The following is a 13,667-nucleotide window of genomic DNA, read 5'->3' as shown; positions in this document are numbered from 1 at the left end:
AATCCTCAGCGTCGCGCAGCCGGCGCTGGATCTCTTGGTCGGCAGCGGCTTGGTGCAACAGGTAGCTGGTCATGATGGTCATCTCCTCAGGTGCGGTGTGGAGTCACCATCGTGTTCTTGGCGGCGGGTTGGTCGCGCCGGGGAAATCGCCGGGAAGATTGCCGGGTCGGCGCTGACTTGGACGTCGGGCCTGGGTTAGGCGAGGGCGCCGGCGAGGGCCGCGAGTTCGGTGCGGGAGGTGATGCCGAGCTTGGCGTACACGTTGCGCAGGTGGAAGTCGACCGTTCGGGGGCTGATGAACAGGCGGGTGGCGACGTCCTTGTTGCTCAGCCCTTCTCGTACGAGCCCGGCGATCTGTGACTCTTGCGGTGTGAGGCCGGTGGCGACGAGCTTGGCGCCGCGTCGGGCGGTCTCGCCGGAGGCTCGCAGCTCTTGTCGTGCCCGTTCGGCCCAGGACCCGGCGCCGAGGCTCTCGAACGTGTCGAGGGCGTCGCGCAGCGGCACTCGCGCGTCGGTGCGCCGGCGGTGACGGCGCAGGTGCTCTCCGAGGGCTAGCTGAGTTCGTGCGCGGGCGGGGAGGCGAGGCGACTTGGCGTGCCATTCCAGCGCCTTGCCGAAGTTCTCTTCGGCGTCACCGTCGCCGACGACGGCCTGTGCGTGGTGGACCGCGGCCCAGGCCCATGCCATGTCGGTTCCTTCAGCGAAGGCGCGGAGCTCGTCGAGCCACTCCTCGGCGAGGTTCGCCCGGTCGGCGCGCACGGCGGTCTCGATGCGGTCGAGCGCGGTCAGCCAGCGTGCCACGGGCAGGTCGATCTGTTGCAGGTGGTGGAGACCCGTCGAAGGTGTGACGTCCGGCTGCCGGGCAGCAGCCCAGTGCGCGAGGCCGCGCACGATTCCAGTGACCGCGCCGTGAGGCGGACGCTGTTCGAGTTCGGCGTCGAGTTCACGCAGGTGTTGCGGGGCAGTCGCGTCGCCGCGCAACGCCGAGATGACGGCGAGCTCGGCGAGAGGTAGGGCGACGAGCTCGTGCAGGCCGAGGTTGCGGTCGAGCAGCAAGGCTTCGTGGGCGGCCGAGGCGGCTTCGCTCCACGCGCCGGTCGCGATGCGGAAGACGACGCCTCGGGTGAGGGCGTGCTCGATCATGTTGACGGCTGAGGCGTCGCGGGCGTGCTGGAGCTGGCGGTCGTGGAGGCGGATGGCTCGCTCGTCATCGCCCAGGTGCATGGTCGCGATGGCGAGGTTGGAGTGGAGCAGCGGGGGCGCCGTCAGGGGCAGGGGGATGTCCCAGGCGCGCCGCAATGCCGTGGCTGCGCTCGCCCAGTCGTTGCGGATGACGGCGGTGAACCCGTCGAGCAGCAAGCCGGCTACGCGTTCCTCTGGTGCTGCCTGTGGTGCGGGCGGCTCGACGATGGTGGAGGGGTCGGGAGCGTCGGCCGAGCGGGCGCCGAAGGATGCCAGGGCAGCGGCGAGCATGGCGAGGACCCGCGCGTGCGCAGGGTCGTGGGGCGCTGCGGTGGTGGCTGCGTGGCACACGATCCGGTAGCCGTCGTCCAGGGAGCGGGTGTTCCACTCGACCTGGCCTTGGAGCTGAAGGAGCTCCGCGCGCAGGAGCGGGTCGTCGGCGTCCACGAGGGCGGCCCGGGTGAGGAGGTCGGTCTCAAGCGGGCGGCCGGCGGCGAGGTTGGCCCCGGCGGCGGCCAGCAGGCGTCGAGCGCGTTCATGGGGGTTGAGGGTGAGCTCGGCGGCGCGGCCCCAAGCGGCGGCAGCTGCTTCATGGCCGCCGCGACGACTTGAGCGCTGGGCGGCCTCTTCGAGCGCTGCGACCACGTCGGGGTCGGGGCCGTCGACGGACGCAGCCAGGTGCCAGGCGCGCCGGTCCTCGTGGGCGGTTCCGGCGAGGGCGTCGGCAAGTGCCCGGTGGGCTTGGCGGCGCCGTGAGCCCGTGGCGGCTTCGTAGATGGCGGAGCGTACGAGCGGGTGGCGGAGCATCAGCCCTTCGGTGCTGACGCGTAGCAGTCCTGACTCCTCGGCTGCGTCGAACGCGTCCTCGTGTGCGCCGAGAGCGGCCGCAGCTCGAGCGACAGTGGCGGGGTGGCCGGAGTCGTCGGCGGCCACGACCAACAGCACGGTCTGGGCTGCGCCGTCGAGCTTGCGGTAGCGGTCGAGAAAAGCACGCTCGACACGTTCGGTGAGCGGAAGCCGGTCGGGGAGACGGTGTTGTCCGGTGAGCTGGTCGGCGGTGAGAGCGCGGCTCAGCTCGATGAGACCGAGAGGGTTGCCGTCGGTGACCTCGACGAGCTCTTGAAGCACATGGGCAGCAATCGGAGCAGCCGCTTGGTCGGCGATGAGCTCTCCGGCCGCGGTAGCGGCGACCCCGGTCACGGTGATGGTCGTGAGGTCCGGGGTGTCGAAGGCGCCGGACTCGTCGTCACGGATGGCGAACATCAGTGCGACCGCTTCGCCCTCGAGCCGCCGTGCCACGAACAGGAGGGCGGCCGCGGAGGCGTCGTCGAGCCAGTGGGCGTCGTCGATGACCCCGAGGACGGGTTGCTGCCCGCCGACCTCGGAGAGCAGGTTGAGGGTGGCGAGGTAAACCAGGTGTCGGTCGCCGGCACCTTCGGCTTCTTCGCCGAAGGCAGCACGCAGGGCGCGGGCCTGGGGTGCTGGAATGTCGTCGAGACGGTCGAGCACCGGACGGAGCAGACGGTGCAACGCGGCGAACGGCAACGGCGCTTCGGACTCGACGCCCCGCGTGCGGAGCACGGCCACCGTCGTACCTTCAACCGCGTCCTGGGCGGCCGCGACCGCGTCATCGAGCAGCGCGGACTTCCCGACCCCCGGCTGGCCTCGCAGAACCAGCGCAGCTCCGTCGCCAGTTGCGGCGCGCTCGGTGACCGTGCGCAGTGCTGCCTGCTCGGCCTCGCGTCCCCTCAGCACCGGCCGAACTTTACCGAGCGCAACCGACACCGAGACAGGGCCGACATCGCGGCTTCCGCCGGGATCGGTGACGGGTCCTGCGGACGAGTCGGTCACTGAGCAACCCGGCAATCGAGCCGGTCCAGGAGCGCCAGCACGTCGGCGCGCTCAACAGGTTCTCTGGCCGTGACGATGAGCAGGCCGGCAGCCTCGTCGAAGTCGCAGAAGCTGACACCCGACAGGTTGCCCACCTGTCGCTCGACGGCATCGCACACCCCTGCGGACACGGGGTTCTCCAGGCGGAACATCACGGTCCCGACGAAAGCCCGCGGTGTGTTTCGCATCATTGCGACCCCCCGGGGTGGGGTGGGGTGGCCGTCCGGGCGTTGCGGGTGAGGGCGGTGATGATGCGTGGCCAGACTGCAGGGGGCAGGTCGTGCCCCATCCCTTCGACCAGCACGAGTCGTGCGCCGGGGATGGCGGCAGCGGTCGCGAAACCACCGGAGGGGTGGCACATGCGGTCGGCAGTGCCGTGGATGACTACCGTCGGAACCGACAGGCCAGCGAGCGCGAGTGTGCGATCGAACGCGGTCCGTACCGCACGGTGCTGCCTGGTCCTTCCGTCGCGGGCGTCGGGGTCGCGATGGAACGCCACCTTCGTCGCCCGGCGGAGCTCGTCGAGGTCCTGGTCGAATCCGGTGGACCCGACAGCCTCGAAGATCCGCACGCGGCGTTCGACGGCTTGTGCCTCGGTGCTCGGCCGGCGGGCGAGCAGGTGACGAAGAAGCGCGGGTGAGGTGCGCCCCTTCCCACGCTGCCCAGTGGTCGACATCATCGACGCGAGTGAGGCGACCCGGTCCGGGTGCCGGATCGCGATCAGCTGGGTCACCATGCCCCCGAGCGAGGCACCGACGACGTGCGCGGTCGCAACACCGAGTTGGTCGAGGAGCCCGACAGCGTCGTCGGCCATGTCGTCGAGGGTGTACGTGGCACCGGGCAGATGGGTGGACCGACCCGCGTCGCGGTTGTCGAACCGGACCACGTGGAACCCTTGATCCGCCAGTTGGCGGCAGAACGCGTCCGGCCAGTGCACCAGCTGGAACCCCAGCCCCATGATGAGCAGCATCGTGGGTGACGCCGCGGCGCCGAAGGTCTGGTAGCACACGGTGACGTCGCCGACCTCGGCGAAGCGCTCCGGGCTGGGACCGCGCGAGAGCTCGCGCGTCCAGGCCAGGGCGGTGGTCGGCTTGTCGCCTGCCAGGTAGGGCGTCGCGGTGTCGCCCGGGCGGTAGCCCAGTGCAGTCCAGAACGGGTCGGCGAACGCGGCGTTGGTGGCCACGATGGTGGCGCGCAGTCGGTGCACCTCGGGCCAACGGGCCACCCACTCCAGGAGGAGCTCGTGCGTGCGACGGCCGGCTCCGCGTCCCTGGTGGGCGGAATGCGTCTGGAGGAGTCCGATGTGCGCGGTGTGGTCGTCGGGCCACCCCCGCAGCACGTCGACGACAACCACCAGGTCACCGGTTTCGTCGTACGCCCCGAGCACCATCTTGTGCTCAGCGGGCAGGCCGGCCGGGCGGACGGTGAGCAGCTCGGTTGCCGCGTCCGGCGGTGCCGCAGTGCCTGTGACGCGGCGTGCGTAGTGCGGGTCTGCGTCCAGAACGGCCTGCACGGCCTGGATGTCACGCTGGTCGAGCTGTCGCAGGGTCAGCTGCGGCGCATCGGTGGCAGTCATGCCCGGTCCTGGAGGTAGCGGGTGTAGGCGTCCGGCCGCCAGGCGGCGACCACCTTGGTGCGAAGCGTGGCCCCCAGTCGCCCGTAGAAGCGCTTCCCGGCGTGGTTGTCCTGGTTCACGCCCCAGGTGATGAGGGACTGGTCGGGGCGCACCTGCTCAGCGAGGGCAGCCATCAGCATGCCGCCGATACCGCGGTCGCGCACGTGCGGGCGGACGTAGAGGTCGTCCATGGCGAAGATGTTGCGGCCCTGCCAGAGGTTGAGCTGCCGGGTGCCGCTGACGTACCCGAGGGGCTCCCCCGCGGCCACGGCGAGGATCACCACGACGGAGCGCTCGGCGAGCATGCGCCGCCAGTCCTCGAGGCTGGCTTGGACGGCGTCGGCGGAGTTCTCGTGCGTGGCGAGCTCGAGGAGCAGGGTCCGAACGTCGTGGGCGTCCTCGGGGTTGGCGCGGCGGATGGTGATGGTGGCGCTGGCGTCCGGCTGGGCGGTCATGGCTGTGCTCCTGTGCGGTGGGTGGATGACGGTGTCGGATCGGGGTGATGTCGGCTCACGTGATGTCGAGTGTCTGCGAGGTGGGCCGGGTGTGGCGCCCTGAAGTTCGGCTGCGGGGCGGGGCGGGGCTGGCGGGTGGTCACTGTTCGCGGATGGCGGTGAGCACCTCCAGGCGGCCTGCGCGACGTGCGGGCGCGAGCCCGCTGATGACCCCGACGAGGAGGGCCACTGCGGCGACGAGGGCCAGCCCGGTCGTGGGGACCTGCAGGTGGAGGTCACCGCCTTGGGCGATGGCGCGCACGAACAAGGCACTCGTGGCGATGCCGACCGTGGTTCCGAGGAGCAGCCCGGCGATCGCGATGAGCAAGGACTCCGTGCGGATCATGGTGCGCAGCTGGCGCCGCGTCATGCCCACCGCTCGGACCAGGCCGAGCTCTCGGGTGCGTTCGATGATGGACAGCGCCACGGTGTTGGTGATACCCAGCATGGCGATCAGCACGGTGAGCATCAGCACGGCAGTGATCAGCGTGAGGATGCCGTCCAAGGACGCGGTGCGGGCCTCGGCCGCGCTGGCCTGGTCGCGTACCTCGACCGTCGGCATGCCCGTGAGGGCCTTCTCGACCGCCTTCTGGGCCTCGGGGACGCTGGTTCCGGACGCGGGACGCACCAGGAGGGTGGCGTCCATGCGCTCGGTGAACCAGTCGCGGTAGCTGGCGAGCGAGACGAGGTAGTCGGTGCTCAGGGCTTTCGCGTCGTCGTCGTCGATCAGTCCGACGATGGGGACCTCGAGGGTGTCGGTGCGGGCGAACGTCATGGCGAGGTTGTCGCCGACTCCGACGCCGCGCTCGGCTGCTTGGCGTTCGGTGATGATCACGCCGTCGCCCAGGTCCGAGAGGCGGCCTTCGACCATGTCGACATCGGTCACGTCACCGATCGTGGCGGGGTCGAGCGCGGTGAGGGCCCGGGTCACTCCGGAGTCCTTCCAGTGCCCGAAGCGCAAGCGCGAGACCGTGCCGACCTCATCCAGGTCCTGGATCCGTTCCCGCGTGGCGGGCTCGAGCCCGCCCAGCATCTCGCCTCGGGCGCTCTCCACCACGATCTCAGCGGTGATGGCCTCGTCGAACCCGGACTGCAGAGCGCCGCGGACCGAGGCTCCGACGACGGAGACGAAGACCACCAGTGCCAGGCTCAGCGCCAACGCCATCACGGTCGCCCCGGTGCGCCGCGGTGCACGGCGGGCGCCCTCTCGGGCGAGTCCCGTGGGGACGCCACGGCCGGTGACGGCGCTCAGTGCGCCCCCGATGTGGTGCACCGCGGCGGGCGCGACGATAGGCGCGAGGGCGACGAGCCCGGCCACGAGGGCAGCCGTGCCGGCGCCGAGTGCAGGCATCGACTCGATGGCCCCTCCGACGCCGAGCGCGGCGACCCCCAGGGCCATGAGCACGGTCCCGAACACGGCGCGGACACGGCCCCGGCCACCGGTGGTGCCGAGGGCACCTTCGCGCATGGCCATCACCGGGGAGATGCGGGCTGCGCGTCGAGCCGCACCGAACGCGGCGAGGAGCGTGACGACCACGCCCACGGCAAGCGCCACGAGCAGGGTGCGGGCGGACAGCACCGTGGGGCCGTCGGGGACGGTGGCGCCGGCGGCGTCGAGCAGGGCGCGCAGCCCGGTGGCGGCAAGGAGCCCGGCCCCGGTCCCGGCGGCGGCTCCGGCCATGCCGAGAACGGTCGCCTCGCCGAGGATGGAGGCCATGACCTGGCGCCCCGTGGCTCCGGCGGCACGAAGGACCGCGAGCTCGCGGGTGCGGTGGGTGACCAGCACGGAGAAGGTGTTGGCGATGAGGAACGCACCGATCACCAGCGCCGCTCCGGCCAGCGCGAGGAGCGCGCCGGTGATGAAGCCGAGCTGGGACTTGGCGGCTGCCGCGCTGGCGGCGGCTGTGTCCTGGCTGGCCGCAACGTCGACGTCCGTGCCGAGGGTGGCGCGAAGGTCCTCGGTCAGCTCCGAGGTGGCGGTGCCGTCTGCTGCGATGACGTCGATCTGCGAGATGCCGTCGCCGAGCCGCAGGAGGCGTTGCGCGGTGGTCAGGCTGGTGAGGGCGACGGTGGTGTCGGGTAGCCCGTCTGCATCGCCGAAGCCGACCAGCCCGACCACCCGGAGGTCGACCTCACGGTCGGCCTGGACGCGCACCGTGTCGCCGAGGGTGATGTCGTGTGCGGTTGCGGTGGCCGCGTCAATGACGACCTCGTCCGCGCCGGCGGGTGCCTGGCCGTCACGGAGGGTGAACCCGTCGAGTCCGGTCCAGGAGGTGAGCATCGAGGGACCTGCCGGAACGATCGCCTTGCCGTCGGAGATCAGGAGTCCGGTTCCCTTGACGACCGGGATGGCGCGACCGACTCCGGGCAGCGCGGCAGTGCGCGACGTCAGCTGTGGGTCGAGAGGGTCGCGCTCAACCTCCACGCCCATGGCGGCGTCGAAGGCGACGGCGTCGCGGAGGACGATGTCGACCTCGGTGCTGGCGTCGCGGAACTGGTCGTCGAACACTGCCCGAGACGTGTCGGTGAGGACCAGTGTGCCGACGACGAAGGTGACCCCGAGCGTGATCGCGGCGAAGGTGAGCAGCAGCCGGCCGCGGTGGGCCATCGTCTGCTTGAGGACGAGGCGGAACATGGGTCAGCCCTCCTGGGTGGAGCCGGAACCGAAGCCGGGCCCGGAACAGGCGTGGGTGTCGAGGTTCGGGTCGGCGTCGAGCTGGAGCATCCGGTCAGCGATCGTGGATGCGGTGGGGTTGTCGATCTCCTCGATAACGCGACCGTCCGTGAGGATGACGACGCGGTCGGCGTGAGCGGCTGCCAAGGGGTCGTGGGTGACCATGACGATGGTCTGGCCGAGGTCGTCGCAGGCGTCGCGCAGAAAGCGCAGCAGTGCCTGCCCGTGCTTTGAGTCGAGGTTTCCGGTCGGCTCGTCGGCGAACACGATCGCCGGGCGGGTCACCAGGGCTCGGGCGACCGCCACTCGCTGCTGCTGGCCCCCGGAGAGCTCGGAGGGGCGGTGTTTCAACCGCTCCCGCAGTCCGAGCGTGTCGACGAGCCGGGTCAGCCAGTCCGGGTCTGCGCGCCGACCGGCCAGGCCCAGCGGAAGGGTGATGTTCTCCTGCGCGGTGAGGGCGGGGAGCAGGTTGAAGCTCTGGAAGACGAATCCGAACCGGTCGCGGCGCAGCAACGTGCGCTGCCGCTCGCCGAGAGCCGTCAGGTCGGTGTCGCCGATCAGCACCTGGCCGGCGTCGAGGACGTCGAGGCCGGCGAGGGCGTGCATCAGGGTCGATTTGCCGGACCCGGACGGGCCCATGATGGCGGTGAAGGTTCCGGTGTGGATGTCGAGGTCGGCGCCGTCGAGCGCCTTGACGGCCGCGGGTCCGGTTCCGTAGGTCTTCACGAGGCCCCGGGCGTGTACCGCTACCGACTTGGTCGGAGCAGCGGCTGCTTGAGCGCGCTGGGTGTCGTTGAGCAGGTTGGTCATCGGTGGCTCCTTGGTTGGGTGGCTGTGTGCCGGTCGGGTGAGGACGGCGTGCCTTCGGTGGGTCTCAGCCTCGGTTTCCCCGGCGCCTGGTCGCGCCGGGGAAACCGCCGGGTCCGTCACCTGGTTCGCTGCTCGGGTGGGGCGGGTCAGTGCCCGTGGCCGTGAGCGGCGGGTGTCGTCGCTGGGTCGTGAGCGGGCAACAGAAAGGTCGGCACGAGCAGGGCGACGAGTCCGATGGCAACAGCGAGGAAGGCGTCCTGGCTGCCGGCGACGATTCCGGCACGGGTGGTGATGTCGCCGGCGGCGGCGGTCAGGGCCGCCACGCCGAGAGCGGCGCCGATCTCGTGACCAGTCATCATCAACCCTGATGCGAGCCCGGACTGTTCGGGGGCGACGTCGCCCATCGCCGCTACCGAGATGGCGACGAACATCGGCCCGACGCCGAGACCGAGCAGCGCGAACCCAGGCAGCACGTCCGCGACGTAGCTGGGGTCGGAGTCGACGAGGGACAGCACCAGCGCACCGGCGGTGGCGATGACGAGCCCGAGGCTGATGAGCTTCTTCGCACCCACGTGCGGCAGCGCCTTTGCCGCGGCGGCGGCGCCGAGGGTGATGAAGGCCGCCAGCGGAAGGAACTGCAGTCCGGTGACGAGCGGTGACGAGCCGAGCACCTGCTGGAGGTACAGCGAGCTGAGGAAGATGGCCCCGACGACCGCTCCGGTGACGCCCGCCATGACGGTCGATGCCGACACGAGGGACCGAATGCGCCATGTGGTGGGCGGGACGATGGGGCTTTCGACCTTGCGCTCGTTGACCACGAACCCGGCCAGCAGGGCGAAGGCGATGCCGGCGGCGGCGAGGGTGTGAGGTGCCGTCCAGCCGTGGCTGGTGGTGGACTCCACGGCGTACACGAGGGTGATCAGGCCGGTCACCAGGAGTACGGCGCCGGAGAGGTCGAGCTGGCGGCGGCTGGCGGTGGGCGTGGGCGCGAACCGGACTTTGGCCAAGACGCCGACGGCGACCGCGACGCCGATGGGGACGTTGATGAAGAACACGGCGCGCCAGGCGAAGGCGGTGGTGAGGATGCCGCCGAACAGCACACCGGCGGCGATGCCCATGCTGGCGACGGTGCCCCACATGGCCAGGGCGGTCGCCCGCTGCCGGCCGGTGTAGCTGGCCATCACGATCGACATGGCAGCCGGGGTGAGCAGGGCCGCGCCGGCACCCTGGGCGCCGCGAGCGGAGATCAGCGCGAGCGCCGAGTCGGCGAAGCCCGCTGTGAGCGAGCCGAGCGTGAAGAGGGTGAGACCGGTCAGGAACACCCGGCGTCGGTCGAAGAGGTCAGCCACGCGTCCGCCGAGCAGCAGGAATCCGCCGCTGAGCAGCACGTAGGCGCTGACGATCCACTGGTAGTTGCTGGAGGACAGGTGCAGATCGGCCGCAATGCTGGGGAGCGCGACGTTCACGACGCTGACGTCGAGCACCACCATGATCTGCGCGGCGAGCATCAGGGCGAGCACGGTCCAAGGTCGACGTGCCACTGCCTGCTCGTCGTCGGTGGCGTGGACTTGGTGCTTGAGCGGCGGTGACACGGCCGGGTGGTGGGACTGGGTGCTCATGGTCTTCTCCTCGTCGGGTGTGAGGCCGGCTAGGTGGTGCCGGTGACGAGGAGCGTGCTGCTCACGAGGCCGGGCTCGCGCCGGGAGTTCCGCCGGGTTGCACCGCTGGCGGTCCGGTTGCTCGACTCGCGGCTCGGTGCCAGCAGGGCGAGACCGGCGTGAGTTCAGGTCCTCGACGCGGGCGTCCTCTTGTGGCGGCCCAGGCAATCCCGGCGATCTCGCCGGTGCGACACAGGGCTGCTCGCGGCGAGCGTGGATCGCACAGCCCGACGACCCAGGTGAGAACCATGACCACGAGCACGACCCGCGACCCCAGCCCGGCTCACGCGACGACTACACGCCGCCCCGAGGAACCGCCCATGCCTCATGTCGTGAGCCGTCGGCGCCGCAGACCTGCCCTCGGGCTGCTCGTCTCGGCTCAGTTCGTCGTCATGCTGGACACGTCAATCGTCAACGTGGCCCTGCCCTCGATCCAGTCGGCACTGTCCCTCAGCGCCGGAAGCCTGAGCTGGGTGGTCAACGCTTACGTGCTGACGTTCGGTGGCCTGTTGCTGCTGTGCGGACGAGTCGCCGACCAAGTGGGCAGGCGCCGCATGTTCACCATCGGATCCGCGCTGTTCACCGTCGGCACGCTCGTGGCGGCATGTGCTGCGAGTGAGTGGACGCTCGTGGCCGGTCGGGTGGTGCAGGGCGCCGGGGCGGCCTGTCTGAGCCCTGCCGCGATGTCGCTGCTTCTTGTGAACTTCCCCGGCGAGCACCGGGCGCGCGCCATGAGCCTGTGGGGAGCTGCTTCGGCGCTGGGGGGTGCCACGGGCGTGGCCGCGGGAGGACTGCTGGCCGGATCCCTGGGGTGGTCCTCGGTGTTCTTGGTGACGGTCCCCGTGTCACTGGCGGCTGTCGTCATGGCCGGGCGGGTCCTCGCCGACAACCCGCAGCGTGCTTCCCGCAAGTTCGACATCCGGGGCGCCGTGACCATCACCGGTGCGGTCGTAGCCCTGGTCCAGGGAGCGCTGAGCCTCGCGGACGGCAGCTGGGCAGAGTTCACCGTCGTCGGCGTCGCCGTGCCTGCCGTACTCGTGTTCTCCTTCATCCGTACCGAACGTCGCGCTCCGGAACCTCTCGTCCCTCTCGACCTGTTCCGGTCCCGGGTGCTCACGATCGGGGTCGCGCTCGCCGTCCTTGGTGGGGCGGCCCGAGCTTCAACGTTCGTGCTCGTCGCGCTCTATCTCCAGCAAGTGCTTGCCATGTCTCCGGCAACGGGCGGGCTCGCCATGGTCCCGACCTCCGTCACCGGCTTTCTCGTCTCGCTCGCCGTTCTGCCGCGCGTCCTACGCCTCATCGGCCCGAGATGGAGTCTCGTCGCCGGACTCGCGATCCTTGCTGTAGGACACCTCTGGCTCGCCTACGCGCCCGACGAAGTCGGCTACGCGCTCGCCGTGCTCCCAGGGTTGCTGCTCGTCGCCACCGGCGTTGCGTTCAGCTTCACCCCCACCACCATGGTCATCGCCTCAGCTGCCTCGGACTCCCATGCGGGTCTCGCCTCCGGCCTGGCCAGCAGCGCCACCCAGGTCGGGGCAGCACTCGGCACCGCCGCGTTCACGGCCATCGCACTCTCCGACGGTGCCACGGGCTTCACCACTGCCTTCTCTGCCGCCGCCGCAGTGGCAGTCTGCACGGCGCTCCTGGGGTGCACGATCGCCCGGGAAAGTCGAGGTCCGCGCTGAGGGCTCTCGGACCAGTCAGCAGGACGCGTCGAGCTCGTCGAGCGGCAGCGGCCGCACGTGGTCGAAGGTGGCGAGGTGCACGACCTCGCAGGCGACTCCTGCGTCTCGAGAGGCGCCGTACAGCGTGTGCGCCCACGCCCGATCTGCGCTCGAGACGGTCGCGTTGCCGGGTCGGGAGATCAGGAAGGCGACCCTGGCCGGCTGCGCGTGCTCCGCACCGAGCAGGCCCAGGATCTCGACGAAGTTGTCCAGCAGCCTGCCGGTGATGGGTTGCTCCGACTCCTGCATCTCGGTGATGTGGGGGACGGGCTGGTCGCCGACGATCCACAACATCCAGACGCTGTGACCGCCGAAGCCGCCGTCACCCATGAGCTGTCGCCACGCGTCCGCGAGGTCGGCCTGGGTGCGGATCGTCGGGCGGAAGGGTGCTGTCGTCATGGGGCCAGGCTTTCCCAGATCGCCACCGCTCGTCGTTGCTCATCCACAGCGTCAAGAACGGGCCGATTCCCGTCCACAGCCACGCCCGACACACGCTTCTCCACAGGCAGCCGGTTCAGGTGGCCCTGTCCGAAGGTAGGGGTCGGTCGACGAATGCGTGACGCCGCCCGAGCGCATGATCTACCGTCGCCAGAGACGACTTGGGGGAGGGGCGTCATGGCCATGGAGTCTGCGCAGCCACAGGCGGACCGGCGCGCTTCCGCGACCCCAGGCGACAACGAGCCCATCGTGACCGCCCACAGCTGGGAGAGAGGCGTGGACGGCGAGGTGGTCTCGGGCGAGGCGCTGGGTGACCTGGCGCAGCAGCCTGGCTGGACGGTGCTCAACGACGTCCCCTGGCCCGGACGGCCACTGGCGAACATCGACCACGTCATCATCGGGGCGAGCGGCATCTTCGTCGTCGACACCGTGCGCTGGCCGGGCAAGATCACGATGACCGCCGACGAGCTGCGTCAGGACGGCCGACTGCGCATCGACGCGGTGCACGGCGTGGCCACCGCCGCGCAGGCCGTGACCTTCGTGGTGCCGGGGATCGACCCCGAGGTGGTGCAGCCCGTGGTCTGCCTGGTCCGCGACGAGTGGATCAACGGGCGCATCGGCGACGTCACGATCGCCACGACCCAGAACCTCGTCCCGCTCGTCAAGACCCGCCGCCGGCTCCTCGAGGCCGACGCCGTCGACACCGTGGCCGGCGAGCTGCGGGCCGCTTTCGAGAGCGAGCGCGAACGTGCGCGGCGGGGCGTGGTGCCACCTCGCACCGCCGCGTCGCACGAGGAGCCGCAAGAGGTCACCGACCATCGCGGTGCGCGACGTCGCATCCCGATCGTCCGTACGATCGCCGGCGTCGGACTCGTCGCGGTCGTCCTCGTGAAGCCCGAGGTGTTCACGCCCGTCACCGACTTCGTGTCGAGCCTCGTCACCCCCGACGAGACCGGGACCCCCTCAGACAGCCCGTCCGACAGCCCGTCCGACACGCCGGTCAAGGACGACAAGGGCACCGACGGGCAGGAAGCTCCCGCCGAGTAGCACCACCGCGTCAGGATCGGCCGTCTGGGCCGTCTCATCCCCGGAAACTAGTGGAACGAGCAGCGCGGACGACGCTCGCGGCGTACCGTGATCGGTACCAAAGTAGGGGGGTTGGGCAGATGGTGGGAGAGACGG

At 70.6% G+C, this 13,667-nt stretch carries 10 protein-coding genes; 2 read left to right on the top strand and 8 right to left on the bottom strand.

Annotation, left to right across the window (positions count from 1 at the left end; genetic code table 11):
• Positions 1 to 195: 195 nt before the first annotated feature.
• From ABD295_RS16045 to ABD295_RS16015, 7 genes are all read right to left on the bottom strand, one after another.
• Positions 196 to 2,937: a helix-turn-helix transcriptional regulator gene (locus tag ABD295_RS16045; protein ID WP_344304803.1), complete on the bottom strand. Its 2,742-nt coding sequence runs from the start codon at positions 2,935 to 2,937 to the stop codon at positions 196 to 198.
• A gap of 92 nt (positions 2,938 to 3,029) precedes the next feature.
• Positions 3,030 to 3,224 (bottom strand): hypothetical protein, encoded by a 195-nt coding sequence (locus ABD295_RS16040; protein ID WP_344304802.1) that lies wholly within the window; start codon positions 3,222 to 3,224, stop codon positions 3,030 to 3,032.
• 35 nt (positions 3,225 to 3,259) lie between these two features.
• Positions 3,260 to 4,648 (bottom strand): alpha/beta fold hydrolase, encoded by a 1,389-nt coding sequence (locus ABD295_RS16035; protein WP_344304801.1) that lies wholly within the window; start codon positions 4,646 to 4,648, stop codon positions 3,260 to 3,262.
• Positions 4,645 to 5,142: a GNAT family N-acetyltransferase gene (locus ABD295_RS16030; RefSeq protein ID WP_344304800.1), complete on the bottom strand. Its 498-nt coding sequence runs from the start codon at positions 5,140 to 5,142 to the stop codon at positions 4,645 to 4,647. Before ABD295_RS16030 ends, ABD295_RS16035 begins: the two co-directional genes overlap by 4 nt.
• Positions 5,143 to 5,281: 139 nt before the next feature.
• Entirely contained in the window at positions 5,282 to 7,816 is a 2,535-nt protein-coding gene (locus tag ABD295_RS16025; RefSeq protein ID WP_344304799.1) for an FtsX-like permease family protein, read from the bottom strand.
• 3 nt (positions 7,817 to 7,819) lie between these two features.
• Entirely contained in the window at positions 7,820 to 8,665 is an 846-nt protein-coding gene (locus ABD295_RS16020) for an ABC transporter ATP-binding protein (RefSeq protein WP_344304798.1), read from the bottom strand.
• Between the two features lie 146 nt (positions 8,666 to 8,811).
• Positions 8,812 to 10,284 carry a DHA2 family efflux MFS transporter permease subunit gene (locus ABD295_RS16015; RefSeq protein ID WP_344304797.1) on the bottom strand — a complete coding sequence of 491 codons (1,473 nt, stop codon included), beginning with the start codon at positions 10,282 to 10,284 and terminating at the stop codon, positions 8,812 to 8,814.
• Between the two features lie 359 nt (positions 10,285 to 10,643).
• Between ABD295_RS16015 and ABD295_RS16010 the strand changes: the two genes are divergently transcribed.
• A complete protein-coding gene (locus tag ABD295_RS16010) occupies positions 10,644 to 12,008 on the top strand; it encodes an MFS transporter (protein ID WP_344304796.1) in 1,365 nt (454 codons plus the stop codon).
• Between the two features lie 15 nt (positions 12,009 to 12,023).
• Here ABD295_RS16010 and ABD295_RS16005 read toward each other — a convergent pair whose 3' ends face one another.
• Positions 12,024 to 12,446, bottom strand: coding sequence for a hypothetical protein (locus ABD295_RS16005; RefSeq protein ID WP_344304795.1), 423 nt, complete (start codon positions 12,444 to 12,446; stop codon positions 12,024 to 12,026).
• A 288-nt stretch (positions 12,447 to 12,734) separates the two neighbouring features.
• Between ABD295_RS16005 and ABD295_RS16000 the strand changes: the two genes are divergently transcribed.
• Positions 12,735 to 13,532, top strand: coding sequence for a nuclease-related domain-containing protein (locus tag ABD295_RS16000; RefSeq protein WP_344304794.1), 798 nt, complete (start codon positions 12,735 to 12,737; stop codon positions 13,530 to 13,532).
• Positions 13,533 to 13,667: the final 135 nt, after the last annotated feature.

This window comes from Nocardioides bigeumensis (genome assembly GCF_039531755.1).
Lineage (GTDB): Bacteria > Actinomycetota > Actinomycetes > Propionibacteriales > Nocardioidaceae > Nocardioides > Nocardioides bigeumensis.
The sequence above is the reverse complement of the archived record's forward strand: the minus strand, read 5'-3'. Positions and strand labels throughout refer to the sequence as shown.

What these genes read in the sequence shown, in the direction of transcription:
- ABD295_RS16040 (WP_344304802.1), bottom strand. Translation starts at nt 3,224, where the DNA reads ATGTTCCGCCTGGAGAACCCCGTGTCCGCAGGGGTGTGCGATGCCGTC.
- ABD295_RS16015 (WP_344304797.1), bottom strand. Translation starts at nt 10,284, where the DNA reads ATGAGCACCCAGTCCCACCACCCGGCCGTGTCACCGCCGCTCAAGCAC.
- ABD295_RS16030 (WP_344304800.1), bottom strand. Translation starts at nt 5,142, where the DNA reads ATGACCGCCCAGCCGGACGCCAGCGCCACCATCACCATCCGCCGCGCC.
- ABD295_RS16035 (WP_344304801.1), bottom strand. Translation starts at nt 4,648, where the DNA reads ATGACTGCCACCGATGCGCCGCAGCTGACCCTGCGACAGCTCGACCAG.
- ABD295_RS16005 (WP_344304795.1), bottom strand. Translation starts at nt 12,446, where the DNA reads ATGACGACAGCACCCTTCCGCCCGACGATCCGCACCCAGGCCGACCTC.
- ABD295_RS16020 (WP_344304798.1), bottom strand. Translation starts at nt 8,665, where the DNA reads ATGACCAACCTGCTCAACGACACCCAGCGCGCTCAAGCAGCCGCTGCT.
- ABD295_RS16025 (WP_344304799.1), bottom strand. Translation starts at nt 7,816, where the DNA reads ATGTTCCGCCTCGTCCTCAAGCAGACGATGGCCCACCGCGGCCGGCTG.
- ABD295_RS16010 (WP_344304796.1), top strand. Translation starts at nt 10,644, where the DNA reads ATGCCTCATGTCGTGAGCCGTCGGCGCCGCAGACCTGCCCTCGGGCTG.